The organism is Anaerolineales bacterium, from assembly GCA_019637755.1.
Taxonomy (GTDB): Bacteria; Chloroflexota; Anaerolineae; order Anaerolineales; family UBA11579; genus JAMCZK01.
The window spans coordinates 872,976-897,795 of the sequence record JAHBVC010000001.1 but is presented as its reverse complement, the minus strand read 5'-3'; the positions used below and the strand labels follow the sequence as shown (position 1 = coordinate 897,795).

At 62.1% G+C, this 24,820-nt stretch carries 22 protein-coding genes; 19 read left to right on the top strand and 3 right to left on the bottom strand.

Annotated features, from left to right (window positions below):
* Positions 1 to 41: 41 nt before the first annotated feature.
* From KF821_04465 to KF821_04420, 10 genes are all read left to right on the top strand, one after another.
* The gene (locus tag KF821_04465) at positions 42 to 1,745 is read left to right on the top strand and encodes a hypothetical protein (protein MBX3005066.1); all 1,704 of its coding nucleotides are present in this window, start codon (positions 42 to 44) and stop codon (positions 1,743 to 1,745) included.
* 104 nt (positions 1,746 to 1,849) lie between these two features.
* A complete protein-coding gene (locus tag KF821_04460) occupies positions 1,850 to 2,932 on the top strand; it encodes an ABC transporter permease (protein ID MBX3005065.1) in 1,083 nt (360 codons plus the stop codon).
* Positions 2,933 to 2,934: 2 nt separating this feature from the next.
* Positions 2,935 to 3,888 carry an ABC transporter permease gene (locus KF821_04455; protein ID MBX3005064.1) on the top strand — a complete coding sequence of 318 codons (954 nt, stop codon included), beginning with the start codon at positions 2,935 to 2,937 and terminating at the stop codon, positions 3,886 to 3,888.
* A 6-nt stretch (positions 3,889 to 3,894) separates the two neighbouring features.
* Positions 3,895 to 4,941, top strand: coding sequence for an ABC transporter ATP-binding protein (locus KF821_04450; protein MBX3005063.1), 1,047 nt, complete (start codon positions 3,895 to 3,897; stop codon positions 4,939 to 4,941).
* Positions 4,938 to 5,933 carry a dipeptide ABC transporter ATP-binding protein gene (locus tag KF821_04445; GenBank protein MBX3005062.1) on the top strand — a complete coding sequence of 332 codons (996 nt, stop codon included), beginning with the start codon at positions 4,938 to 4,940 and terminating at the stop codon, positions 5,931 to 5,933. The genes KF821_04450 and KF821_04445 overlap by 4 nt, the downstream gene beginning before the upstream one ends.
* Positions 5,934 to 5,965: 32 nt before the next feature.
* Positions 5,966 to 6,940: a diphosphomevalonate decarboxylase gene (gene mvaD, locus KF821_04440; GenBank protein MBX3005061.1), complete on the top strand. Its 975-nt coding sequence runs from the start codon at positions 5,966 to 5,968 to the stop codon at positions 6,938 to 6,940.
* A gap of 63 nt (positions 6,941 to 7,003) precedes the next feature.
* Entirely contained in the window at positions 7,004 to 8,071 is a 1,068-nt protein-coding gene (locus KF821_04435; GenBank protein MBX3005060.1) for a site-2 protease family protein, read from the top strand.
* 1 nt (position 8,072) lies between these two features.
* Positions 8,073 to 9,119: a HEAT repeat domain-containing protein gene (locus KF821_04430; GenBank protein MBX3005059.1), complete on the top strand. Its 1,047-nt coding sequence runs from the start codon at positions 8,073 to 8,075 to the stop codon at positions 9,117 to 9,119.
* A gap of 55 nt (positions 9,120 to 9,174) precedes the next feature.
* A complete protein-coding gene (locus KF821_04425; protein ID MBX3005058.1) occupies positions 9,175 to 10,350 on the top strand; it encodes a hypothetical protein in 1,176 nt (391 codons plus the stop codon).
* Positions 10,343 to 10,624 (top strand): acylphosphatase, encoded by a 282-nt coding sequence (locus KF821_04420; GenBank protein ID MBX3005057.1) that lies wholly within the window; start codon positions 10,343 to 10,345, stop codon positions 10,622 to 10,624. Before KF821_04425 ends, KF821_04420 begins: the two co-directional genes overlap by 8 nt.
* 12 nt (positions 10,625 to 10,636) lie before the next feature.
* Here the strand turns inward: KF821_04420 and radC are convergent, their stop codons facing one another.
* Positions 10,637 to 11,335: a DNA repair protein RadC gene (radC, locus tag KF821_04415; GenBank protein ID MBX3005056.1), complete on the bottom strand. Its 699-nt coding sequence runs from the start codon at positions 11,333 to 11,335 to the stop codon at positions 10,637 to 10,639.
* A gap of 77 nt (positions 11,336 to 11,412) precedes the next feature.
* Here radC and KF821_04410 point away from each other — a divergent pair, with 77 nt between their 5' ends.
* Positions 11,413 to 13,848 carry a tetratricopeptide repeat protein gene (locus KF821_04410; GenBank protein ID MBX3005055.1) on the top strand — a complete coding sequence of 812 codons (2,436 nt, stop codon included), beginning with the start codon at positions 11,413 to 11,415 and terminating at the stop codon, positions 13,846 to 13,848.
* Positions 13,849 to 13,868: 20 nt separating this feature from the next.
* Here KF821_04410 and KF821_04405 read toward each other — a convergent pair whose 3' ends face one another.
* Positions 13,869 to 15,599: a peptide ABC transporter substrate-binding protein gene (locus tag KF821_04405; GenBank protein ID MBX3005054.1), complete on the bottom strand. Its 1,731-nt coding sequence runs from the start codon at positions 15,597 to 15,599 to the stop codon at positions 13,869 to 13,871.
* A 32-nt stretch (positions 15,600 to 15,631) separates the two neighbouring features.
* On the bottom strand, positions 15,632 to 15,856 hold the full coding sequence (gene secG, locus KF821_04400) for a preprotein translocase subunit SecG (protein ID MBX3005053.1): 225 nt from the start codon (positions 15,854 to 15,856) through the stop codon (positions 15,632 to 15,634).
* Between the two features lie 125 nt (positions 15,857 to 15,981).
* Here secG and uvrB point away from each other — a divergent pair, with 125 nt between their 5' ends.
* From uvrB to KF821_04360, 8 genes are all read left to right on the top strand, one after another.
* Positions 15,982 to 18,030, top strand: coding sequence for an excinuclease ABC subunit UvrB (gene uvrB, locus KF821_04395; GenBank protein ID MBX3005052.1), 2,049 nt, complete (start codon positions 15,982 to 15,984; stop codon positions 18,028 to 18,030).
* A gap of 1 nt (position 18,031) precedes the next feature.
* Positions 18,032 to 18,511, top strand: coding sequence for a hypothetical protein (locus KF821_04390; GenBank protein ID MBX3005051.1), 480 nt, complete (start codon positions 18,032 to 18,034; stop codon positions 18,509 to 18,511).
* Positions 18,512 to 18,558: 47 nt separating this feature from the next.
* On the top strand, positions 18,559 to 19,734 hold the full coding sequence (locus KF821_04385) for a glycosyltransferase (GenBank protein ID MBX3005050.1): 1,176 nt from the start codon (positions 18,559 to 18,561) through the stop codon (positions 19,732 to 19,734).
* A 60-nt stretch (positions 19,735 to 19,794) separates the two neighbouring features.
* Complete coding sequence (uvrC, locus tag KF821_04380) at positions 19,795 to 21,669, top strand: excinuclease ABC subunit UvrC (protein ID MBX3005049.1); 1,875 nt, start codon at positions 19,795 to 19,797, stop codon at positions 21,667 to 21,669.
* A complete protein-coding gene (locus KF821_04375) occupies positions 21,662 to 22,054 on the top strand; it encodes a response regulator (GenBank protein MBX3005048.1) in 393 nt (130 codons plus the stop codon). Before uvrC ends, KF821_04375 begins: the two co-directional genes overlap by 8 nt.
* A 191-nt stretch (positions 22,055 to 22,245) precedes the next feature.
* A complete protein-coding gene (locus KF821_04370) occupies positions 22,246 to 23,817 on the top strand; it encodes a DUF4173 domain-containing protein (protein MBX3005047.1) in 1,572 nt (523 codons plus the stop codon).
* A gap of 28 nt (positions 23,818 to 23,845) precedes the next feature.
* Positions 23,846 to 24,487: a sigma-70 family RNA polymerase sigma factor gene (locus tag KF821_04365; protein MBX3005046.1), complete on the top strand. Its 642-nt coding sequence runs from the start codon at positions 23,846 to 23,848 to the stop codon at positions 24,485 to 24,487.
* Positions 24,488 to 24,531: 44 nt separating this feature from the next.
* On the top strand, positions 24,532 to 24,786 hold the full coding sequence (locus KF821_04360; GenBank protein MBX3005045.1) for a hypothetical protein: 255 nt from the start codon (positions 24,532 to 24,534) through the stop codon (positions 24,784 to 24,786).
* Positions 24,787 to 24,820: the final 34 nt, after the last annotated feature.

The window sequence follows — 24,820 nt, the reverse complement described above, 5'->3', positions numbered from 1 at the left end:
AATTTTTTTGGACGGAGAAGTAACTTTAGGAGATTATGACTATGAAGAAATTGAGCACGTTATTTGCTCTGCTCGTGGCGCTGAGCCTCGTGCTGGTTGCTTGCGGCGGCGCTACCGCTCCCGCAGCCACCACTGAGGACACCGCGACCGGTGGCGACACCGGTGCGGCTCAGGATGAATTTGCCGCCATGGCAGAGTTTGAAGGCCTGAAGCTGGATGCCGGCAGCTGTGATTACGGCGGCAAGGTGCTCTCCATCGAAGCGGTGGATGAGCTGACCGTTGTGTTCACCCTGTGCAAGCCGGACCCGGCGTTCGAGGCCAAGATCGCCTTTACGCCGTTTGGTATTCAGCCGCAGGAGCACATCGCCCGCACGGGCGGCAGCGGCGACTTGCTGGAGAACCCGATCGGTACTGGCCCCTTCAAGGTGGCCCAGTGGGATCGTGGCAACCAGATCGTCTACACCCGCTTTGACGACTATTGGGGTCAGAAGAGCGCAGCCAGCACGGTAACCCTGCGCTGGTTGACCGAAGGCGCCGCCCGCTTGCAGGAACTGCAGGCCGGCACGGCGGACTTCATCTCCAACGTCAGCCCGTCTGACTACGCTACCATCGAGAGCGACCCCAACCTGCAGCTGATCAACCAGGACAATCCCAACGTCTTCTACGTGGGCTTCACCAACACGGCTGCCCCGTTTGACAATGTGGATGTGCGCCGCGCCATCGCCATGGGCCTGGACTACCAGCGCATTGTGGATAACTTCTACCCGGCTGGCTCCGAAGTCGCCACCCACTTCACCCCCTGCGGTATCCCCAACGGTTGTGAGGGCGAGGACTGGTACACCTTCGACGCCGAAGCTGGCCGCGCCCTGTTGGCCGAGGCCGGTTACCCGGATGGTTTCACCACCAAGCTGTACTACCGCGATGTGTTCCGCGTCTACCTGCCCGAGCCGGCTCGTGTAGCCACTGAGATCCAGGCGCAACTGCAGGAAAACCTGGGCATCACCGTGGAAGTCGTGCCGATGGAATCCGGTGAGTTCATCGATGCGTCCACCTCCGGCACTCTGACCGACGGTATGCACCTGTTGGGTTGGGGCGCGGACTACCCGCACGTCACCAACTTCCTGGACTTCCACTTTGCGGCCAACAACCCGCAGTTTGGTACGGCCCACGCTGAGATCTACGAAGCCCTGCAAGAGGCCTCCTCGATCTCTGACCTGGCCACCGCCGCTCCGCTGTATGCCCAGGCCAACAACGCCATCAAGGAGCTGGTGCCCTTGATCCCGGTGGCGCACGGCTCTGCTTCGCACGCCGCCTCCACCGCGCTGCAAGGCGCTTACTACCCGCCCTTCGGTGCTCCGCAGTTCAACTTCTTTGACAACGGCACCGACAGCATCGTGGTCATCCAGAACGCCGAGCCGATCAGCTTGGACTGCGCGGATGAGACCGATGGTGAGTCCCTGACCGCCTGCCAGCAGGTCGTTGAGACCCTGTTGGAATACGGCCAGGACTCCGGCGAAACCTTCCCTGAGTTGGCTACCGCATGTGTCGCCAATGACGAATCCACCGTGTGGACCTGCAGCCTGCGTGAAGGCGTCAAGTTCCATGACGGTTCCGCCCTCGATGCGGATGACGTGGTGGCCTCTTGGGCCCGCGGTCTGGATGCATCCAGCCCGTACCACGTCGGTAACACTGGTAGCTTCGACTACTACGGTTACCTGTGGGATAGCTTCATCAACGCCCAGTAATCTGCAAACGAGTTCTAGTACCTAGACTCTGAGCAACCGCGCGGGGTGGGTGAGGCGAGTTCTTCGCCAAGCCCATCCCGCGTTGGCTCAAAGAGACCAGGCCAATGGCAAAGTACATTCTGAGACGTATCCTCCTCACCATCCCGGTGATCCTTGGCATCCTTGTGGTGACCTTTGTCATCGCGCGGGCCATCCCCGGTGATCCCTGCCGCTCCGCCCTGGGCGAACGCGCCAGCGAAGCCACCTGCAACGCGTTCAATGAGCGCATGGGGCTGGATAAGCCTATGGTGGTGCAACTGGGCATCTACATGCAGGAGATCCTGCTGCGTGGCAACTTCGGCGATTCGATCCGCTACAGCCGCCCGGTATCGCAAATGATCATTGAGCGCCTGCCCGTGACGCTGGAGCTGGGCTTCTCGGCCTTGGTGATCTCCATCCTGGTGGGGGTGCCTATGGGCATCCTCTCCGCTGTGCGGCGCAACTCCTCGGTGGATGTGGCCACCATGGTGGGCGCCAACATCGGCGTCTCCATGCCGGTGTATTGGCTCGGCTTGATGTTGGCCTATGTGTTTGCCATCCTGCTCAAAGATACGCCGCTGTGGCTGGCGCCCACCGGGCGGCTGACCGCTGGTGTGATCCCCACGCCGTTTTACGAAGCCTGGGGCTGGGCCCTGACGCGTGGCACCACGGCGTACATGGCCGCCGATTTCTTCTCGAACTTTGTTTTCTTCAATGCACTAATTACCGGGCAATGGTCAGTGTTTGTCGATGCGTTCCGCCATATGATCCTGCCGGCGGTGGCGCTCAGCACCATTCCGCTGGCCATTATTGCCCGCATCACCCGCTCCAGCATGCTGGATGTGCTCGGCCGTGAGTATGTGCGCGCCGCCCGCGCCAAAGGCGTGGCCGAGCGCCTGGTCATCCTCAAACATGCCCTGCGCAACGCCTTGTTGCCAGTGATCACCGTCATCGGTATTCAGGTCGGCACCTTGTTTGCCGGCGCGGTGCTTACCGAAACTACCTTTGGCATCTCGGGCGTGGGGCGCGCCTTGTTTGACGCCATCACCGGGCGCGATTACCCCATCATCCAGGGCTTTACCGTTGTGGTCGCCCTCGGCTATGTGGTCGTGAACATGCTGGTGGATATTTCCTACGCCTATATTGATCCACGCATTCGATTGAGATAGCCATGTCGAGCAATACCACTATCGAATCCCTTGTCCCCGCGCCAACCGATGCGTTGCGCTCCCGCAGCCTGGCGGCGCTCACCTGGCGCCGCCTGTTCCAGCAACGCAATGCGATTGCCGGCATGATCATCCTGGCGTTTCTGACCCTGGTGGCGATCCTGGCGCCGGTGTTGGCGCCCTACGACCCCGTGCAATCCTTGCTGGGGGTAGAGACGCTCAAAGAGCGTGAGGCGCCCTGCATCCATTTGTTGGGCTGCCCGGAGGATAAGCCCGAGCACATCATGGGCATTGATGCCAACTATCGCGATGTATACAGCCGCATCCTCTACGGTACGCGTGTTTCGCTATTCATCGGCTTCTCCACCATCGGCATGGCGGTCATCGTCGGCGCGGTGATTGGCGCCTTCTCGGGCTATGTCGGCGGTTGGGTGGACAACCTGATCATGCGCATGATGGATGTAGTTTTAGCCTTCCCCAGCTTTTTGCTGGCGATTGCCATCATCACCGTGATCGGCCGTGGCCTACAGAACGCGTTGTATGCGATTGCCATCGTCAATATCCCCGTGTTTGCTCGCCTGGTGCGCGCCTCGGTGCTCTCGATTAAAGAGCAGGAGTTCGTTTCAGCCTCACGCGCCCTGGGCGCCAACCCGCTGCGCCTGCTGTTCATTCGTATCTTCCCCAACGCCTTGCCCACCCTGGTGGTGCAGGCTACGCTGAGCATTGCCGCGGCGATCCTCGAAGCTGCCGCGCTCTCCTTCTTAGGCCTGGGGGCCCAGCCGCCCACGCCGGAGTGGGGCACCATGCTGGGCAGCGAGCGCAACCAGGTTTTCACCGCTCCGCATCTAGTCTTCTTCCCCGGCCTGGCGATCATGCTCACCGTGCTGGCCTTCAACCTGCTGGGGGATGGCGTGCGCGATGCGATGGACCCGCGCCTGGCACAGGTGGCCAAGAAATAGGTAGCCATGGCTAAAAACAACACCCTTGCGGCCGCACAGCAGCCCCTGCTGGCGGTCAATCATCTCAAGACATATTTTTTCACCGAGGACGGTGTGCTCACCGCGGTGGATGACGTCAGCTTTGAGGTTGCCCCCGGCGAGATCTTTGGCCTGGTGGGCGAATCAGGCTGCGGCAAGAGCGTAACTTCGCTGTCTGTGCTGCGCCTGGTGGATGCCCCCGGCAAGATCGTCTCCGGCGAGATCGTTCTGGAAGGCGAAGACCTGCTACTGAAGAGCGGCCGGGAAATGAACCGCATTCGCGGCCAGCACGTCTCGATGATCTTTCAGCAGCCCAAGAGCAGCCTCAACCCGGTGTTCACGATTGGCGCGCAACTGGTCGAAGTCTTTGATATCCACGAGAAGCTGGATAAGAAAGAGGCTTGGGCGCGCGCCGTGGATCTGCTGCGCCAGGTGGGCATTCCTGACCCTGAGCGCCGCGCCAAAGCCTACCCGCACCAACTCTCCGGTGGGCAAGCGCAACGCGTAATGATCGCCATGGCCTTGGCGCTCAAGCCCAAGCTGCTCATCGCCGATGAGCCCACCACCGCGCTGGACGTTACCATCCAGGCGCAGATCCTGGATCTGCTGCGCGAGCTCAGCGCCGAAACCGGCACCTCGGTCATCCTCATCACGCATGATCTAGGCGTGGTGGCCGAGATGGCTGACCGCGTGGCGGTGATGTATGCCGGCCAGATCGTCGAGCAGACCGATACGCGCCGCTTGTTCAAGCAGCCCTTGCATCCGTACACCGTCGGTCTGCAGGAATCGATCCCGGTCTTGGGGGATGTCAAAGAGCGCCTCGAAACCATTCCCGGCGCGGTGCCTAACCTGATCGGCTTGCAACCCAGTTGCCGTTTTGCCCCGCGCTGCAAAGCGCGCGAGCAGTATGGCCTGGAGATCTGCAACCATGCCGAACCCAGCCTGCAGGAAGTGGCCCCCGGCCACCTGGTGCGCTGCTGGTTATATGAGAACGCCGAGGGCCACACGGCCCCGATCACGCTGGCGGGTGTATGAGTGCAAAACAAGCTCACGATTTGGTGCGCGTAGAGAACCTGCGCAAATACTACACAGTCAATGATGGCTTCCTGTCCAATCAGGTGGCCGAAGTCAAAGCGGTAGACGATGTCAGCTTCAGCATCAAGCAGGGCGAAACGCTCGGCTTGGTGGGCGAATCCGGCTGCGGCAAGACCACGGTGAGCCAAACCATGCTGCGCCTGGATAGCGCCACCGGCGGCAACGTCTTCTTCCGCGAGCAAGACGTCTTCGCCGCGCGTGGCGAAGAGCTCAAGCAGTTGCGCCGCAAGATGCAGATCGTCTTTCAGGATCCGTACGCTTCGCTCGATCCGCGGTTGCCCGTGGGCGATGCGATTGCCGAAGGCCTGGTGATCCATAAGCTTGGCAGTGTAGATGAACGCTATGCGCGCGTACTCAAGGCGCTCAAGATGGTGGGGCTGGAGGAATACCATGCCAGCCGCTACCCGCACGAATTCTCCGGCGGCCAGCGCCAACGCATCGGCATTGCGCGTGCTCTCGTGCTGGATCCCGAATTCATTATTCTCGATGAGCCGGTATCGGCTCTGGATGTGTCGATTCAGGCCCAGGTGCTCAATATCCTCAAGGATTTGCAAGATGAGCTTGGGCTGACCTATCTGTTCGTGGCGCACAACCTGGCGGTGGTCGAACATATTTCCGACCGCGTCGCCGTGATGTATCTGGGCAAAATTGTCGAGGTAGCCACCCGCGATGAGCTCTTCGCCAAGCCGTTGCACCCCTACACCCAGGCGCTCATGTCGGCCATCCCCATGCCCGATCCGGAGCGCAAGCGCACGCGCGCCGTGCTCACTGGCGATGTGCCCAGCCCGCTGAATCCGCCCAGCGGTTGCCGCTTCCACCCGCGCTGCCCGATCGCCCGCCTGGAACGCTGTGCGGCCGAAGAGCCACAGCTGCGTGAGCTGCGCCCGGGGCACCAGGTGGCCTGCCATTTTGCTGAGGACTTCCTGGCCTGAGCGGCCGCTCCTTAGCTCCGGCGAACCATCGCATGCAAAGCGCCACCGCACTGGCTCACCCGAATATCGCCTTCATCAAGTATTGGGGCAATCGCGACGATGCGTTGCGTTTGCCTGCCAACAGCTCGCTTTCGATGAACCTGGCGGGCTTGGAGACGCGCACCACCGTGCGCTTTGACGATGCGTTGGCGGCCGATACCCTGCAGCTCAACGCCGCGCCGGCCAGCCCGCCGCAGGTGGCGCGCGTGGCCGCCGTGCTGGATATTGTGCGCAGCATGGCGGGCATTCAGCACTTCGCCAGCGTAGAAAGCAGCAACAATTTTCCCAGCGGCTCAGGCATTGCTTCATCTTCTTCAGCATTTGCTGCCCTGGCCTTGGCCGCCAGCCGCGCCGCCGGCCTGCAATTGGACGAGCGCGCCCTCTCGCGCCTGGCCCGCCGCGGCTCAGGCTCAGCCAGCCGCTCCGTGCCGGATGGCTTTGTAGAATGGCGCGCCGCCGAGAGCGATGAGGCCAGCTTCGCCTACTCCGTGGCCCCGCGCCAGCATTGGGAGCTGGTCGACAACATTGCCGTGATCAGCGAAGAGCACAAGGCGGTCGGCTCCAGCGCCGGCCACCCGCTGGCGGAGACCAGCCCGCTGCAGGCCGCCCGCTTGCACGGCGCCGAGCAGCGCCTGGCGCAGGCGCGCGCCGCCATCGAGGCGCAAGACCTGGCCGCGCTGGCGGCGGTGATGGAGCTCGACAATCACCTGATGCACGCGGTGATGATGACCTCGCAGCCGCCCTTGTTGTATTGGCAGCCGCCCAGCCTGGCAGTGATGCGCGCCGTGGCGGCTTGGCGCGCCGAAGGGCTGCAGGCCGGCTACACACTGGATGCCGGGCCTAACGTGCATGTGCTCACCCACGCCGCCGATTCCACCGAAGTGGCCCTGCGCCTGGCGGAGATCCCCGGCGTGCAGCGCGTCTTGCGCGCCAGCCCGGGCGGCCCGGCGCAGCTCATCGGCACCTAAGCCTCATCTGCTTTTTAGCTGCGCACTGCGCCGCGCTCCGCCGCCAGTGGATATAATCCCTGCATGAATGCAATCATTGCCTTGCTGCAATTTGTCGGCGCGATCGCCGCGCTGATCGTGGTGCATGAGTTGGGCCACTACCTGGCGGCCAAGGCCTGCGGCATTCCGGTGCAAGAATTCGGCATCGGTTTCCCGCCGCGGCTGGTGCGCCTGTTCAAAATTCAGGAAACCGAGTTCACCCTCAACGCCATTCCCCTGGGCGGCTTTGCCATGCCGGCTGGCGAGAATGACCCCAACGTGCCCGGTGGCTTTTCGGCGGCCAGCCCCTGGAAACGCATCTTTATCTTCATTGCCGGGCCGGCGATGAACTTGCTGGCTGCCCTGTTGCTGTACGCGCTGATCTTTGTGCAGCTGGGCCAGCCGGATACCAGCCGCGTGCTGGTGATGAGCGTATCCGCCGGATCGCCCGCCGAGCAGGCCGGCTTGCAAGTGGGCGATGAGTTGCGCCGCGTCAATGGGGAAGTAGTGACCAGCAGCGAGGTTTTGCGCGAGGCGATCTATGCCAACCTGGGGCGTGAGATCCTGCTGGAGTACGCCCGCGACGGGCAGATCGAGCGCACCACCCTAGTGCCGCGTGACCCCGCGCCCGAAGATGGCGCCATCGGCATCTCGATGGGCCACCCCTCGGTGCCCGTGGGCGTTGCGCAGGCGCTGGTGGAAGGCGGCCGGGCGATTTACGATCAGGCCGATATTTTGCTGAGCCTGCCGGGGCGCATTGCCCGCGGCGAGCTCGATTCGAGCCAGGGGCGCCTGGTGGGCTATAAGGGCATGTACGATATCTACACGGAAGTGCGTGAGGCGGATTCCGCTCCGGATAGCCCGCTGCCCTCCGGTGTAAACACGCTCTCCTTCTTCGCCTCGATCTCGGTGTCGCTCGGCCTGCTGAATTTGCTGCCGGTGCCGGCGCTGGATGGCGGCCGTATTCTGTTCACCTTGCCGGAAGTGATCTTTGGCCGCCGGATCCCGCAGGCCTATCAAAATGCGGTCAATCTGGTGGGCCTGGCCTTCTTGCTAATGGCGATGGTCTATATCAATCTGCAAGATTTTCTCAACCCTTTGGTGCTGCCTTAATATGACAAACGAAATTCCAATGGATGATTTTGACGCTGGCGCGCAGAGCGAAGTAGATTTTCGCCAAGTGCTGGCGGCGCTGCAAGATGAACACACCCCGCTGGCCATGCGCACCCTCTACCGCCTCTCGGCGTTGGAGGCAGAGGATCTGGCCGCGCTGAAGACGCTGTGGCCGCAACTGCCCCTGGCGCGCCGCCGCGCCGTGCTCGAGGAGAGCGAAGGCTTGGCTGAGAGCAACCAGGTGATGCACTTCGATTCCCTGAACGAGATGGCGTTGAGTGACGCCGATGCAGGGGTGCGCACGCTGGCCGCCCGCGGCTTGTGGATCACCGAGCAGGCACGTCTGGTGACGCCACTGGTGCACATGCTCCAGCATGACCCGGATAGCGAAGCCCGCGCCCAGGCGGCCGATACCCTCGGGCGCTTCGTCTACCTGGGCGAAGTTGGCGATATTCCCGCTGCGGCGCACCAGGCCGCCGAAAGCGCCTTGTTGGACGTGCTGCACGGCAGCGAAGACCCGCTGATCCAGCGCCGCGCCCTGGAAGCGATGGGCTTCTCCAGCCGCCCCGAAATTGCCGAGATGATCGAAGAAGCCTTTGAAGGCGGCGAAGAGGAATGGGTCAGCACGGCTTTGTTTGCCATGGGGCGCTCGGCAGATGAACGCTGGAGCCCGATGGTGATCCAAAGCCTGAGCGACCCCAACCGTGAGATCAGCCGCGAGGCCGCCCGTGCCGCCGGCGAACTGGAGCTCAGTGAGGCGCGCCCCGGCTTGTTTGACCTGTTGCAAGATGAAGAGAGCGAAGTGCGCCTGGCGGCCGCCTGGGCCCTCTCGCAGATCGGTGGCAATGGCATCTCGGATGTGCTCGAAGAGATGATCGAGCGCAGTGAGGATGATGACGAGATCGAATTGTTGGAAAGCGCCATCGAAAATCTGGCCTTTACCAATGAGATGGACGAGCTTAGCCTGCTGGATTTCTCCCCCGAAGACCTGGATGATTTTGCCAATCCCGATCTGCCCGACGACACAGACGAAGACAGTGACGAGTAAGGCTGAGTGGCTGGCCGCATAGGGCGCGGCCGCAGCTTTCGTATAATGAGCCCTAATGCAACGCATCGGCCAATGGTGCCTGGCGCTTCTCATAGGGTGTTTGCTGGGCGTGCAGAATGCCCGGGCTCAAAGCGCGATTGAATTCACTGCCCAATCCGTAGAGTATTACTTTGGCGAAAGCTTAGACTTCAGCGCCAGCTTCACCAGCCGCCCGGTGATCCTGGAAGGCTATGTTTTTTACCAAGTTGGTGATGACCCGCGCACCTGGGTATATGAGGGCGAGATCACCCCAGGCCAGTTGGACGTCCATGTGGCCCTCGATAACCAGAATCAACCTCAGGCTTTTCGCCCAATTCGTTATTGGTTTCGCATTGCCTCAGATCACGGCGACTTTTTTGAAAGCCCGGTGTATCACTTTACCTACGAAGACAATCGCTTCACCTGGCAGCAGGCGCAGCTAGCGCCCTTCACGTTGCTCTGGCACAGCGGCCAACCCGCCGATGCCACGCGCCTGCTGGCCGCGGCCCGCGCCAGCGTGCTGCGCCTGCAGGCGCTGCTGCCGCTGCGCGAGCCGCAGCCGCTCACGCTGCGCGTCTACAACCAGCCGGCTGATCTTGAGCGGGCGGCCACGCTGGCGCACTATCCCTGGGCGGCCGGCCACATGCCGCCCGGTCAGGGGGTGCTGCTGTTTGCGTTGGGGCCAGACGTGGAGGCGCAGGTGCAGCAGGAGGTGGCACACCAGGTGCTCTACGATGGCCTGGGCGCCAGCGGCTACGCCAACCTGCCGGCTTGGTTGCGGGCCGGGATTGCCTACGGGCTGGCCAGCGATGGCCCGGCGGCCACGGCAGAGTTGCAAACCGCGGCGGCGGCCGGCAGCCTGCTGCCGTTGTATACGCTGTGTCAGGCATTGCCCGGCGAGGGCGCGCAGGCCCAGTTGGCGCTGCAGCAATCGGCGGCCTTGGTACGCTATCTGCTGCAGCGCTTTAACACCGCAGGTTTTGGCGTGCTGGTAGAGGCGTATGCGCGCAGCGGCGATTGTATCAACGCCACCCAGGCGGCCTTTGGCGTCGATCTCTTGCAACTGGAGCAGGATTGGTATCAGGCCAGTTTTGCAAGCCACAGTGTATGGCCACAGGTGCAATGGCGTGCGCTGGCCGCGGCCGCCGGGGTGGCTGCGCTCTTATGGGGCCTGATGCGCCTGGCGGCACGCGGGGGCGCCCAGCATGGCTAACGCGGAACGCTTGCACGCCGAGGTGAGCGGCGGCGTGCAAGGCGTGGGTTTTCGCTATTTTGTGTGGCAGACGGCGCGCCAGCTTGGGCTCACGGGTTGGGTACGCAACCTGCCCAATGGCACGGTGGAGCTGCTGGCCGAAGGGCCGCGCCCGCAGTTGGAGCAGTTGGCCCGCGCCGTAGGCAGCGGGCCGCCCGCGGCTGATGTGCACTCCTGCGCACTCAGCTGGCAGCCGGCCAGCAGCGAATTCACCAGCTTTGAGATCACGTTCTAGGCGCTTGCCGCGCTAAAAACCCAAGCGTTTTTCTTTCAACGAGACAAAACGCCCCTGGCCGATCACTACATGGTCAAGCAGCTCCACTCCTAACAATACACCCGCTTCACGAATCGCTTTGGTGAGTGCAACATCATCTGGGCTGGGCGTTGGGTCGCCGCTGGGGTGGTTGTGCGCCAGAATGAGCGCCGCGGCGTTCTTGCGGATGGCAGGCTTGAACACATCGGCGATGCGCACCGGGGCGCTGTTCAGCGAGCCGCGGTAGATCTCTACCACTTCGATGACTTCGTTGCGCGTGCTCAGCAGGATGGCGCGCAGGTGTTCCTGCTCCAGCGCGCTCATTTCGTATTGCAGCAGCGCCGCGGCGTCGGCTGGGCTGCTGATGCGCAGGCGTTGCTGCGGATCCTGGGTGTGCAGGCGGCGGCCCAGTTCGATGGCCGCCTTGATCGTGGCAGTTTTCGCTTCGCCCAGGCCCAGCGTAGCTTCCATCTCGGCAAAATCGGCGCGTTGCAGGCCAGGCAACCCGCCGAAGCTTTGCAACAAACGCTGGGCCAGCGCCACGGCGTTCTCGCCTTGCAGCCCGGTGCGCAGCAAAACCGCCAGCAGCTCCGCCGTGCTGAGCGCTGCCGCGCCCTGTGCTTTCAGGCGCTCACGCGGGCGTTCATTGCTGGCCAGATCGGAGATGCGGTAGCGGTGCTCGGTAGCCCCCATGCGCCTAAGTGTACTCAAAAAATGAGGCCACTATGAGGCAGCTGCCTCTGGAATCGTTTTACGGTATAGTGGCTGGCATGCCCCGTCGAGCCATCCTCCTCACTGTGCTCGCCCTGACGCTGAGTAGCCTGGCGTGCAATCTGCAACGCGTGCTCGATCCTTCGTTGCCCACGTCTACTCTGCCCAGTGTGCAGATCCTGCCCTCCGCCACCGCCCAGCCCGCGGCCACACCCACGCTCACCAATCAGGCGCGGGTGCAATCGGCGGATCAGCTCTTTTTCTATGGAGACTGGGAAGCGGCACTGGCGGAGTATCAGCGCGTCCTGCAAAGCGATGAAACCTCGCTGCATGCCGCGGCGCAATTGGGGATTGGGCGCGCGTATGCCAAGCTGGGGCGTGCTAGCGAAGCCAGCCGTGCGCTGAATGCGGTGCTTGAGCAATACCCTGGCAGTAGTGAGGCTGCCGGAGCGCATTTTGCCCTGGCGGAGTTGTATGCTGCCGCCAATAACTCCGCCGCGGCGGATGCCGAGTATCAAGCCTACCTGGCGCTGCGGCCCGAGCTGCTGGCCGCCTACGTACACGAGCAGCGCGGCGATGTGCTGCAGGCCGGCGGGGACCTGGCCGGCGCTCAGGCGGCGTATGAACAGGCCCTGGCAGCCCCGCGCCTGGGCGATACGCTGGCTTTGCAGGTCAAGCTGGGCAAACTGCATACCGCCCGCGGTGACCATCAGGCCGCCATTCTGGCCTATCAAAATGTATACACAACCACCGCCAATGATTACCTCAAGGCGGATATGGATTTGCTGATGGGGCGCGCCTACCTGGCGCTGGGCGATAGTGCCCAGGCCTATGCGCTGTTCAATGACGCCGTCGCCAAATTTCCGCTGTCCTACTCGTCGTATGCCGCCCTGGTGGAATTGGTCAATGCCAACCAACCGGTGGATGAATTGCAGCGCGGGCTGGTGGATTACTATGCCGGCGTTAACAGCAGTGGCAGCACGGCTAACGAGCTCTACCTGGTGGCGATTGCCGCCTTTGACCGTTACCTGGCCAGCGCCCCGGCTGACCATGCGGACACCGCCCATTACTTCCGCGCCCTGGCGCTGCGCAACACGGAGGACTATGCCGCCGCGATCAGCGAACTGGATAGTATGCTGGCCGAGCACCCGTTGGGCGAGCACTGGGTGGATGGGTATTGGCAGAAGGCTGACATCCAGTGGCGCTACATGGACAACTACGATGCGGCCATCGCCACGCTGGAGGGCTTTGTGGTGGCCCACGCCGGCGAACCGAATGCGGCGCGCCTGCTCAACCAGGCCGGCCTGATTGCCGAGATTGGCGGGCGGCTGACCCGCGCGGCGGAGATCTTGCCGCGCGTAGCCAACGAGTACCCCGCCTCAGAATACGCCTACGATGCGCTATTCATGGCGGGCATCACCCGCTATCGCCTGGGCGAATACGTGGCCGCCCAAAGCTTGTTCGCCCGCAGCAACCAGGCCAGCCTGAGCCTGGAGCAGCAGGCGCAAAGCCAATTCTGGATCGGCAAAGCACAGCAGGCGCAGGGCGACTCTGCCGCCGCCGAAACCACCTGGCGTACCACGGCCCAAATTGACCCGACTGGCTATTACAGTGAGCGCGCTGCCGACATCCTGGCCGGCCTGGCGCCCTTCTCGCCGCCTGCCGATTACCACCGCCAGGTGGACCTGGTGACCGAGCGCAACCAGGCCGAGGCCTGGCTGCGCAGCACCTTCAACATCCCCAACGATGTAGACCTCAGCCAGCCTGGCCCGTTGTGGCAGGATGTGCGCTTTGTGCGCGGCACCGAGCTGTGGCAACTGGGCCGCTACCAGCAAGCCCGGGTGGAGTTCGAGAGCCTGCGGGCGGATTTGGCGACTGATGCGGCCAATTCGTATCGCCTGGCCAATCACTTGGTGGAGCTGGGGCTGTATCGCAGCGCGGTCTTCGCCGCCCGCGAGGTGTTGAACATGGCCGGGCTCAGTGATGCCGAAACCATGCAAGCCCCGATGTACTTCAACCGTATTCGCTTTGGCTTGTACTATCAGAACCTGGTGGAGACAGATAGCGCACGGCGCAGCATCGACCCGCTGTTCGTTTATAGCATGATGCGCCAGGAGAGCTTGTACGAGGGCTTTGTCACCTCGTCGGCTGGGGCGCGCGGCTTGCTGCAAATTGTGCCTGTCACCGGACAGGAGATGGCAACGCTGAGTGGCTGGCCGCCCAATTACAGCGACGAGGATCTCTACCGTGCCAATGTAAGCATCCGCCTGGGCGTTGAGTACTTGGCGCGCCAATTGAATGCCTTCGATGGCGATATTTACGTTGCTTTGGCGGCCTACAACGCCGGGGCCGGTAATGCGATCTATTGGCAGGAGCAGGCCAAGGGGGATGCGGATCTCTTCGTGGAGATCATCCAGTTCACTGAGACGCGCGAGCATTTGCGCAGCATCTACGAGATCTACGATATCTACCGCCGGCTGTACGCGGCGCAATGAAAACGCCCTGATGGGCGTTTTTATTGCTGTGGGCTATCGCTGGCCGGTGTTTCGCTATCCGGTTGCTGCGGCTGGGCGGTAGGCTCCAGCTCATCCAATTGGCTGCGGGCTACTAGGAACCATTCGGACAGAGTTGCAAAGCGATCGCTGGTTTGGAACAGCGGCCCCATCGAAACCCCGCGCACCAATGGGGAGACCCCGTAGCTATACACGGGGAAGTACAGCGGCACGGCTGGCACTTCATTGATGAAGTGATTTTGGAAGTTGCGATACAAGCGTATCCGCTTCAGCGTATCCACCGAGACGCGTGCTTCTTCCAGGTATTCGCTGGCGCGGCGATCATCCCAGCGGGCGTAATTTTGCCCACCCGAGATGGCCGCTTGGTGCCAGAAGGGGTACGGGTCAGGATCCGGGTAGCTGGAGAGGTTCAAATCTACCAGTGCGGCCTGGTAGGTACGCGGCTCAAGATAATTGCTGATCAAGTCAGCATACGGCACGGCCAACAGGCGCACATCCATCCCCAGGGCGGCCAGATCGCTCTGGATGCTGGCAGCAATTTGCGCATGCAGCGGCGTATCAGGGTAGACCAATTGGAAGCTGAGGCTGATGCCGTCCTTGCTGCGGATCTCGCCGCCGCTGGCCGGGATGGAGTAGCCAGCCTGGCGCAACTCCGTCAGCGCGGCGTCACGGTCATAGGCGATGCGCGGCAGGTTCTCGTTGTAGGCCCAGGTGCCGGGAAGGATCGGCCCCTCGGCCAGGAAAGCCTGGCCGCCGAGGAACTGGTCAACAATCCATTGGCGGTTAATCCCAGCAAAGATCGCTTTACGCACCGCCTGCTCTTCGAAGAACGGCACTTCATTGCTGCCCAAGTTGAACAGCAGCAGGGTCAGCCGCGGCAAGCGGCTGGAATAAATGCTGATATTGGGGTCGTTGAGCGCTTCGTTGAGCACCTGCGGGCTGAGGTAACTGACTCCCATCACATCCCCGCGCTGGTAGGCCGCATACGCGTCTTCGGAGCTATCGTACAGGTTGAAGATCACCTGATCGAGGAAGGGGCGCCCGGCATAGTAGCCGTCCCAGGCTCGCAGGCTCACCCCGGCGATCTGGCCCTCCTCCGAGAGCAATTCTTCGAAGCGGAAGGGGCCAGAGCCCACTGGTTGAAGGTTGTAAGGTGCGTTGAGCAGCTCGGTGGGGCTGAGGTTGCCCAGAATGTGCTGCGGCAGCACGCCAAAGCTTAGATAATCCGTAAAGGGCGCAAACGCGCTGGGCAGAACGAACTGCATATTGCGCTCATCCAGCACGATCACCTCCACCTTGGCCCATAGCGCGCGCAGATCGGCGGCGATGGGCAGCTCGGCATTGCGCATCAGGTCAATCGTGAAGGCGACGTCTTGGGTGGTGAGCGCTGCGCCGTCATGCCAGGTGAGGTTGGGGCGCAAGGTGATGTTGTAGGTTTCCCCGGTGATCGAAACGCCCCAGGCCTCGGCGAGATCGGGCTGCGGGTTGCCGCGCTCGTCGTAGCGCAGCAAGCCACTGAAGATCAGGCGGTCAATGTCCTGATCGGCCGGGTTGGCATCGTCGAGCAGCGGGTTCAGGCGGCCGATCGTGCCCACCAGGCCTTCGATATAGGTGCCGCCTTGGCCGGGCTCGGCGCCCAGGCCGCGCAGCAGCGGTTGGCGCGCCAGCAGCAGGATGGCGATGGCCGCCAGGGCCAGCCCCACCAGAATGAGCTGCCAACGAAGCTTACGCATGATGAGTGGGCGGGGCTACCCGAAGGCAGAAATTAGCCCGAAACGTAGACCGTGTAAATGGCCAGCAGGAAGAAAACCACGCTCAAAACGATGGTGACGCGGAACAGGGTCTTTTCCAAGCCGCGGCGCGTGGAGAACGAGGTGGTCATTTCAGCCCCGCCCAAGCCGCCCAGGCCAGCCTGTTTGCTCTGCAGCACAATGGTGGCAACCAGGGCCACGGAGACAATCAAAATTGCAATATCGAGAAGAGATTCCATTTAAGTACACCAGTCCTATGAGGGTTAAACGTGAGGATTATACGTTGGCGTAGGGGCTTCGTCAATTCAGCGCATTGAATCCACAGCAACTATTCATTTGGAAACCGATGTTCTATAATAGACGGATGGCAGCCCTCTTTGACCTTCAAGCTCCCTTCAAACCCACTGGCGATCAGCCCGAAGCCATCGAGAAGTTGTTGGCCGGCTACAAGCAGGGTCAGCGTCAACAGGTGTTGCTAGGCGCCACGGGCACCGGCAAAACTTTCAGCATGGCCAACATCATCCAGGCGGTGCAAAAGCCCACCTTGGTGCTGGCGCATAACAAAACGCTGGTGGCACAACTCTACGCTGAGTTCAAAGAATTCTTTCCCAACAACGCGGTGGAGTTCTTTACCTCGTACTACGACTATTACCAGCCGGAAGCGTACGTGCCGCGCAGTGACCTCTATATAGAAAAAGAGACCGACATCAATGAGGAGATCGAGCGTCTGCGCCTGGCTGCCACCACCTCCCTGATGTCGCGCTCCGACACGATCGTGGTGGCTTCGGTGTCGTGCATCTATGGTTTGGGCAACCCGGAGGCCTACGGCCGCGTGGTGCTGAATCTGGAAAGCGGCAAGGTCTACCGCCGTGATAATTTGTTGCGCCACCTGGTGGATATTCACTACGAGCGCAAGGATACGGATCTCTCGCCCGGCGCTTTTCGCGTGCGCGGCGACACGCTGGAAGTGGTGCCAGCCTATCAGGATAAACTGGCCTACCGCATCACCTTCTTCGGTGATGAGGTGGAACGCCTTACCGAGATCCACACCGTGACCGGAGAAATTCGCCGGGAGATGCAAACCATTGCCATCTTTCCGGCCAAGCACTTCATCACCGACGAAGACAAGCTGGCCGCGGCGATCATCGGCATCGAGCAGGAGCTGGTTGAACGCCTGGCCTTCCTTAAATCGCACGACAAGCTGTTGGAGGCCCAGCGCCTGGAGCAACGCACACGCTACGACCTGGAGATGCTGCGCCAGGTGGGCTATTGCAGCGGCATCGAGAATTACTCGCGCCATATGGACCAGCGCGCCCCGGGCACGCCGCCCTGGACGCTGATCGATTACTTCCCCGCCGATTTTCTGATGATCATCGACGAGTCGCACATGACCATTCCACAAGTGCGTGGGATGTACAACGGGGACCGCGCCCGCAAAGAAGTGCTGGTGGAGTACGGCTTCCGCCTGCCCTCGGCGGTGGATAACCGCCCGCTGACCTTTGACGAATTTGAAGAGCGCCTGGGCTATGTGATGTACACCTCGGCCACCCCGGCGGAGTATGAGCTTAAGCACGCCCAGCAAGTGGTGGAGCAGATCATCCGCCCCACGGGGCTGGTGGACCCGCAGGTGGAGGTGCGCCCGATTGCCGGCCAGGTGGATGACCTGATCGGCGAGATCAATAAGCGCATTGCCGAAGGCGAACGCGTCCTGGTCACCACGCTCACCAAACGCATGGCCGAAGACCTCTCCGAGTATTTGCTCGAGCTGGGCATCAAAGTACATTACCTGCATTCCGAGGTGGATACCCTCGATCGCATCAGCATCCTGCGCGATCTGCGCCTGGGCGTGTTTGACGTCGTGGTGGGGATCAACCTGCTGCGCGAGGGCCTCGACCTGCCCGAGGTCTCGTTGGTGGCGATCCTGGATGCGGACAAAGAGGGCTTCTTGCGTTCAGAGACGGCCCTGATCCAGACCATTGGCCGGGCGGCGCGCCACGTGCGCGGCCGCGTGATCATGTATGCCGACAAAATGACCGATTCGATGCGCTACGCCATTCAGGAAACCGAGCGCCGTCGCGAGAAGCAAGTGGCTTACAACCAGGCACATGGCATCGAGCCGGTGGGCATTATCAAGGCCGTGCGCGATCTGACTGACCAGATCCGCGTGCATTCGATGGCCGAGAGCCAGGCCGACTACAAGACCAGCGCGGACAAGGACATGTCGCGCAAGGAGATGGAGCGCCTGATCAGCGAGTTGGAGGCGCGCATGCGCGCCGCGGCCAAGAACCTGGAGTTTGAGCAGGCCGCCCTGCTGCGCGACCAGCTCTACGATGTGCGCACCTTGCTGGCGGAAAGCGCCGATCTGAAGCCATGGGAGAAGATCCGCATTATTGCTGGGCGAGGGGAGGAATAACATGAGCTTGGTAAACAACGTTACGCGTATGTTGGCTGCCAAGGGGATAGCGTACCAAGCACATGCCCTGCCTGCTGAGAAGCTCAGCGGCCTTGAAGCCGCGGCCTATTTAGGCATTGACCCAGCCCAGATGTACAAGACGATTGTGGCCATTCGCCCCGAAGGCGGCAAGCCGGTGCTGGGGGTTGTGCCCGCCGCTGCGCAGATCGAGCTCAAGGCGCTGGGCCGCGCCCTGGGCGGCAAGAAGCTGCAGTTAGCCTCTCAGGCGCAGGCCGAGAAATTGACCGGCTTGCAAACCGGTGGCATCTCGCCGCTGGCACTGGTAGCCAAAGGCTTCGAAGTCGTGCTGGATCGTAGCGCCCTGGCGTTTGCACAGATCTATGTATCCGGCGGGCAGCGCGGCTTGAACATCTCCTTGCCGCCGGCCAGCTTGATCGAGCTAACCCATGCAAAAACCGCTGAAATTGCGGCTATGATGTAACCCGAATTTATATGAAGATTGCGCACATTTGCCAGTCCTATCCGCCTATGGTCAGCGGGCAATCCTTTATGGTGGAGCGCTTGGCGCGTGGCGCCGTGGGCTTGGGCCATGCGGTGATGGTGATTAGTGCGTCTGACCGCAAAGAAGCCTACCAAGCCGAAAGCCATGGGGTGCAGTTGGTGCGCCTGACCTCGTGGCGCAACCCACTACGCGTAGGCCAGCGGCTCACCGTGTGGGGCGCCGGGGAAATGAAAGCCGCCCTGCAGGAATTCCAGGCCGATATTGTCCATTTGCATGATCCCACCAATTCCGGCCTGGCCGGCATTGCCGCGGCACGCGCCCTGCGCATTCCCGTGCTGCTCACCGCCCACGCCATGCCCTGGCTGATCAATGCCTATTTGCCCGATATGCCCGCGGTGGCACGCACCGTCGAATCGATCTCATGGGCCTATGCGCGTGGTGTGATCCGGCGCTGCGATCTGGTCGTAGCGCCCTCGCTGCGCGCCGCGCGGGAGATCCACGAAGAGACCAAGGTGGATGTGCGCGTAGTGAGCAACGGCGCTGACCTCAGCCGCTTCACCGCCGAGCCGCTGCCCGCGGAGGAAGAAGCCGCCTTGCGCCAGAAGTTTGGCTTGCCGGCAGGGGCGGCGGTGATCCTGCATGCTGGGCGCCTGGATAGCGAAAAGAACGTGCCCGCGGTGGTGCGCGCCGCCGCGCAGGCCATGCGCCAGAACCCGCAGGCGCACCTGCTGATCGCCGGTGACGGCGTGGAGCGCCAGGAGCTGATTGCCCTGTGTGCTGAGCTGGGCATCGCCGAGCGCAGCCACTTCCCGGGCTTCGTGGACGCCAAGAGCGAGCTGCCCAAAGTGTTCCGGATGGCTGACCTGTTCGTCACCGCCAGCGAGATGGAAGTGCAGAGCCTAGTGCTGTTGGAGGCGATTGCCAGCGGGCTGCCGGTCGTGGCGGTGGATGCCACCTCGGTATCGGAGATGGTTGAGCACGGCAAGAGCGGCTACCTGGTGCGCTCGGGCGATGAGCGCGGCATGACCGCCGCGATCATCAAATTGCTCAACAACCAGTCGGCCAGCTCGTTCAGCGCCCGCGCCCGTGAGATCGCCGAGCAGCACACCCTGGAGCGCACCTTCAAGGGCTACGATGAGCTCTACCGCGAAGTGCTGGCCAAGCGTGCCGCCCGCCAGCGTCTGCGCGACACCCCGGCCTAACGCCGATTCTTACGCTGCATCTACGCAGCGCCTACGCACGGATGCTAGAATATCTGTGCGATGTTTCCCCCCGAACACATTCAGGCCCAGCTAAGCACACTGCCGGATCGCACGGGCTGCTATCTCATGAAAGATGAGAGCGGCAAGGTGATCTATATTGGCAAGGCGCTCAGTTTGCGCAGCCGGGTGCGCTCGTACTTCCATGCCGGCGCGCAACACCACCCGCGCACCGAGCACATGGTGCAACGCGTGCGTGACATCGAATGGATCGTGGTCGATTCAGAGCTTGAGGCGCTCATCCTTGAGATGAACCTAATCAAAAAGCACCGGCCGCACTACAACATCCGCCTCAAAGACGACAAGCGCTATCCCTATATCAAGGTGCACTGGGCGGATCCTTTCCCCAAGGTGACGGTGACGCGCCAGATGGTCAGTGACGGCTCGCGCTATTTCGGCCCGTATACCAGCGTGTGGGCGGTGCACAAAACTCTGGATGTGCTGCGCAAGATCTTCCCTTATCTCACGTGTGATCGCGAGATCACCGGCACAGATACGCGCGCCTGCCTGTACTATGACATCAAGTTGTGCACCGCCCCGTGCATCGGCAAGATCGATCAGGCCAATTACCGCCAGATGATCTCGGACCTGTGTGAGTTCCTCAACGGGCGCACCGAGCCGATCGCCAACCGCCTCACCGCCGAGATGCAACTGGCCTCGGCCAAGCTGCAATATGAAAAAGCCGCCAGCCTGCGCGACCAGTTGCAGGCGATCGAAAGCATTGTCGAACGTCAAAAGGTGATCTCCAGCGATTATGTCGATAGTGATGTGATTGCCATGGCGCGCGCCGAGCGCGAGGCTTGCGTACAGGTGTTCTTCATTCGCGGTGGCAAGCTCATCGGGCGTGAATTCTTCATGATGGAAAATACCGCCGAGAGCCCGGATGCGGACGTGATGGCTGAGTTCATCAAGCAGTATTACGAGCAGGCCGCCAGCGTGCCGCCCGAAGTCTTGCTGCCACAAGAGGTGGAGGAGGCCCAGGTGATCCGCCAGTGGCTTAGCCAGCGGCGCGGCGAAGGCGGTGTGGAGATCAAAATTCCACGCCAGGGCCCCAAGCACGATCTGATCCAGATGGCCGCCGAGAACGCCGCCGAGACCCTGGCGGCCTTGCAGACGCAGTGGAGGGCGGATGCCCACCGCCAAACCGAAGCGCTGAGCGATCTGCAGGAAGCGCTGGGCTTGCCGCGCGCCCCGGAGCGTATTGAGTGCTACGACATTTCCAACACACAGGGGACCGCGGCGGTAAGCAGCATGGTGGTGTTCTCCCGCGGCGTACCCAACACCAAGCTGTACCGGCGCTTCAACATCAAGAGCGTTGAAGGCCCGGATGATTTCGCCAGCATGCAAGAGGTGCTGACCCGGCGCTTCAAACGCTGGGCCGCCGCAGAGCAGCTGGCCGAGCAGCCGGGTGAAGTGCCCGGCAAGGCGCCCGATGCCGCCTTTGCCAACCTGCCCGACCTGCTGATCGTGGATGGCGGCCGCGGCCAATTGGCGCGGGCCGTGGCGGTGCTCGAGGAATTCAACCTGCTTGACCGCGTGCCATTGATTTCACTGGCCAAGCAAAATGAAGAGGTCTTCCGCCCGGGGCACGCCCAGGGGCTGCTTTTGCCGCGCAATGCCCCCGGCCTGTTCCTGCTGCAACGCATTCGTGATGAGGCGCACCGCTTCGCCATCACCGCCCACCGCAACCGCCGCGGCAAGAGCAGCCTGGTTTCACAGCTCGATAGCATTCCTGGCATCGGCCCGCAGCGTCGCCGCGCCCTGCTCAAAGCCTTCGGCTCGCTGGAGGCGTTGCGCCAGGCAGATCTAGCGCAGTTGACCGCGGTGAGTGGCATCACCTCCAGCCTGGCGGCCAGCATCAAGGAGCACCTTGAATAAGCCGCGCCTGGCCTGGCTGGTGGATGATGACGCCGAGATGGCGGCCGCCATCGCCCTGATGCTCAAGCTGCTGGATTTTCAGACGCGCAGCTTCCTGGATGCACCCAGTGCCGCCCAGGCGCTGCTGGCGCAGCAACCCTGCGATCTGATCCTGCTGGATCTGAACATGCCTCAGGTGAGTGGGCAGGATTTCCTGGAGTTCATGCGCCAGCGGGCGGAGTTCGCCACGGTGCCGGTGCTGATCCTCAGCTCCGAGTTCAACGAGCGCACCATGCAGGCGTTGCTGCAAGCAGGCGCCAATGGCTACATCACCAAGCCCGTCTCGCTGGCCGAGCTGTCCGCTGCGATCCAGAAAGTGTTTCCTGACCGGGCTACTGAGGTATAGTTCCCCCTCGAGGAAACTATGGCCAAGAAACAAGAGAAACCCAAAATGTCGTTCAGCCAGGTGGCCTTTGCCATCCTGGCGCTGCTCATGATCATTACGATGATTTTGAGTTCCATTCGGATAGGTTGAGATAGCTTTTGATAGGCAGGGTAGGGGGTAATAGCACACAACCTTTGCACTGAGGAGGCCCTATGGCCCGTTTGTCGCGCCCTGCGTTTTTTATTCCCGTCTGTATTGCCCTTGGTTTGGCGTTTGATCAATTGTTTTGGGATCAGCGCTGGGGGTTCTCGTTCACCCTGTTCATCAGCCTGCTGCTGGCGGCTGGCCTGTGGCTGGCGACGCAAGTGCGCCTGCACGCTGCCCGGCGCAGTTGGCCGCTGGCCCTGGCGTCGTTTGGTTTCGCCGCGGTAAGCAGCTTCCTGACGGAAGAGTACACCCTGCTGTTTACGCGCGGCTTTGCGCTGCTGTTGCTGCTGCTCTTCGCTGCCGATTTCCTGGCGGGCGATTGGCTGAACTATCGCTTTAGCGATTTCGCCGTCAAGCTGGCCAGCCTGCTGCCGGCTGGCTGGCTGGCCAGTGCTGAGCTCAAGCCGGCGGCGCGGCGTGGCAAAGCCGTGCCGCGCCCCTGGGCCGCCTGGCTGCGTGGCGTGCTGCTGGCATTGCCGGTAGTGTTTGTTTTGGGGGCCTTGCTGGCCTCGGCCGATAGCTACTTTGCCGAAGGGCTGCAGCAGACCTTCAGCTTTCTGCGCATCGAACGCCTGCCGGAGTATCTCTTCCGGCTGGTGCTGGTGGGGCTGGTGGCCATTCTGGTGTACGGCGCGTATCACTACGCCTTCCTGCGCAGCCAGCACGGCGCGGCCAAAACCGGGCCACTTAAGCCCTTCATCGGCTTCACTGAGGCAGGCGTCGTGCTGGCCAGTGTGGCCCTGTTGCTGGCTGCTTTCGTCGTTGTCCAGTTTCGCTACTTTTTCGGCGGGGCCGAGAACGTGCTCGGCAGCCTGAGTACCGCCACGTATGCTGAGTATGCACGCCGTGGCTTCGCTGAGTTGTGCCTGGTAGCCGCCTTGGTGCTGGCCTTGTTCGTGCTGCTCAGCAGCCTGACGCGGCGCAGCACCCGCCAGCAAGGCTACTTTTCTGCCCTGGGCGTGCTGCTGCTGGCGCTCATCGCGGTGGTGTTGGTATCTGCCTTTCAGCGCCTGCAGTTGTACGAAGCCGCCTATGGCTTCACCAGCATGCGCTTGCTGCCTCATCTGTTTATGATCTGGCTGGGCCTGTTGTTGCTGGCGCTGGTGATCCTGGAGCTCAGCGGGCGGCAACGCTGGTTTGCCGCCACGGTGTTGCTGGCCGCCTGCGGCTTTGTGGCCAGCTTGCCCGTGGTGAATCTGGATGCTTTCACCACGCGTGCCAACATCGCCCATGGGTTGCAGACGGCCAGCAGCTCCACGCGCCAGGCGGTGGATTATGTCCACCTGGCCGGCCTGTCGCCGGATGCACTGCCCGCTTTGGTGGAGGGCTACTACACTCAGCGTGCCGCCGGAAACCAGGCGCTGGCCGATCAGTTGGCCGTCGCCATCGCCTGTAATGCCTACTTTGAGGATGGCTATGGGCAAAGCTGGCGGGAGTGGACGCTGTCACGCCAGCGGGCTGCTGCCGCCTGGCAACAGGTCAGCGCGGAGCCTGGCTTCCCCCGCGTGTCTGCCCAGAGCGATGGCCAGGTATTGGCCCAGCAGGCCGGCCAAACCTTTTCCTGCTATGCGCCTTAACCCGTTGCCACTGGTATGATTTCCTTGCGTGACCACAACTGACCTACATATCCGTAGCAATCAGGACTGGCTGCAGGACTTGCGGGCCTCTTCTCCGGAGGCGATCGAAGCCCTGCGGTCGGTCCTGTTGCGCGGTTTGCGTGCCGCCCTGGCTGGCCGCGTCAGCGGCGATCTGGAAGCCATCAGTGAGGACTTTGTGCAGGATGCGCTGCTAAAGGTGCTCGCCAGTTTGGATAGCTTCCGCGGTGAGAGCCGCTTTCTCACCTGGGCGCAAAAAATTGCCATCCATGTTGCCCTCTCGGATCTGCGCCGTAAACGCTGGCGCGATGTGTCGCTGCAGGCCTATACCGAGACGCCCGAGGGCGAAGAATACACGCCGCGGCTGCTGAGCGACCCGGCGGCTTCGCCGGAGCGCCAGGCCGCCCGCCAGGAGCTGTTGCGCAACGTAGAGCGCCTGATCTTTGAGGAGCTCACCGAACGCCAGCGCACCGCCATGCTGGCCATTCTGCAAGACGGCGTGCCGCTACAGGTGGTGGCCGAACGCATGGACACCAACCGCAACGCGCTGTACAAACTGCTGCATGATGCCCGCCAGCGCATGAAACAGCGCCTGGAAGAGCAGGTTGGCTTCTCCGCTCAGGAAGCCTTGGGCTTATTTGAAGGTGGATAAATGAGTAATATTGTCCGGCTTTGCGCCGTCTAGGAGACGTACTTATGGCACGCGTGCATACATCCACCCTGAAAGAGCTCTTGCAGCGCATCCTCACTACGCACAAGGAGGAGATCGGCTGCGAGAGTTGCTATGAGAGCCTGGACCGCTTTGTTGAGCTGGAGCTGGACGGCAAGAACGCCGAACAGGCGCTGCCCTTGATCAAGCGCCACCTTGAGCTATGCTCTGGCTGTGGCGAGGAGTATCAGGCGCTGCTGGCCGCGGTGGAAAGCCTGCAGGCTGATCAGACCGCCGATTAGCTGGCGATGAGGGGCGGCGCGAGCCTTAAAAAGC

What these genes read in the sequence shown, in the direction of transcription:
- KF821_04465 (MBX3005066.1), top strand. Translation starts at nt 42, where the DNA reads ATGAAGAAATTGAGCACGTTATTTGCTCTGCTCGTGGCGCTGAGCCTC.
- KF821_04460 (MBX3005065.1), top strand. Translation starts at nt 1,850, where the DNA reads ATGGCAAAGTACATTCTGAGACGTATCCTCCTCACCATCCCGGTGATC.
- KF821_04455 (MBX3005064.1), top strand. Translation starts at nt 2,935, where the DNA reads ATGTCGAGCAATACCACTATCGAATCCCTTGTCCCCGCGCCAACCGAT.
- KF821_04450 (MBX3005063.1), top strand. Translation starts at nt 3,895, where the DNA reads ATGGCTAAAAACAACACCCTTGCGGCCGCACAGCAGCCCCTGCTGGCG.
- KF821_04445 (MBX3005062.1), top strand. Translation starts at nt 4,938, where the DNA reads ATGAGTGCAAAACAAGCTCACGATTTGGTGCGCGTAGAGAACCTGCGC.
- mvaD (MBX3005061.1), top strand. Translation starts at nt 5,966, where the DNA reads ATGCAAAGCGCCACCGCACTGGCTCACCCGAATATCGCCTTCATCAAG.
- KF821_04435 (MBX3005060.1), top strand. Translation starts at nt 7,004, where the DNA reads ATGAATGCAATCATTGCCTTGCTGCAATTTGTCGGCGCGATCGCCGCG.
- KF821_04430 (MBX3005059.1), top strand. Translation starts at nt 8,073, where the DNA reads ATGACAAACGAAATTCCAATGGATGATTTTGACGCTGGCGCGCAGAGC.
- KF821_04425 (MBX3005058.1), top strand. Translation starts at nt 9,175, where the DNA reads ATGCAACGCATCGGCCAATGGTGCCTGGCGCTTCTCATAGGGTGTTTG.
- KF821_04420 (MBX3005057.1), top strand. Translation starts at nt 10,343, where the DNA reads ATGGCTAACGCGGAACGCTTGCACGCCGAGGTGAGCGGCGGCGTGCAA.
- radC (MBX3005056.1), bottom strand. Translation starts at nt 11,335, where the DNA reads ATGGGGGCTACCGAGCACCGCTACCGCATCTCCGATCTGGCCAGCAAT.
- KF821_04410 (MBX3005055.1), top strand. Translation starts at nt 11,413, where the DNA reads ATGCCCCGTCGAGCCATCCTCCTCACTGTGCTCGCCCTGACGCTGAGT.
- KF821_04405 (MBX3005054.1), bottom strand. Translation starts at nt 15,599, where the DNA reads ATGCGTAAGCTTCGTTGGCAGCTCATTCTGGTGGGGCTGGCCCTGGCG.
- secG (MBX3005053.1), bottom strand. Translation starts at nt 15,856, where the DNA reads ATGGAATCTCTTCTCGATATTGCAATTTTGATTGTCTCCGTGGCCCTG.
- uvrB (MBX3005052.1), top strand. Translation starts at nt 15,982, where the DNA reads ATGGCAGCCCTCTTTGACCTTCAAGCTCCCTTCAAACCCACTGGCGAT.
- KF821_04390 (MBX3005051.1), top strand. Translation starts at nt 18,032, where the DNA reads ATGAGCTTGGTAAACAACGTTACGCGTATGTTGGCTGCCAAGGGGATA.
- KF821_04385 (MBX3005050.1), top strand. Translation starts at nt 18,559, where the DNA reads ATGGTCAGCGGGCAATCCTTTATGGTGGAGCGCTTGGCGCGTGGCGCC.
- uvrC (MBX3005049.1), top strand. Translation starts at nt 19,795, where the DNA reads ATGTTTCCCCCCGAACACATTCAGGCCCAGCTAAGCACACTGCCGGAT.
- KF821_04370 (MBX3005047.1), top strand. Translation starts at nt 22,246, where the DNA reads ATGGCCCGTTTGTCGCGCCCTGCGTTTTTTATTCCCGTCTGTATTGCC.
- KF821_04360 (MBX3005045.1), top strand. Translation starts at nt 24,532, where the DNA reads ATGGCACGCGTGCATACATCCACCCTGAAAGAGCTCTTGCAGCGCATC.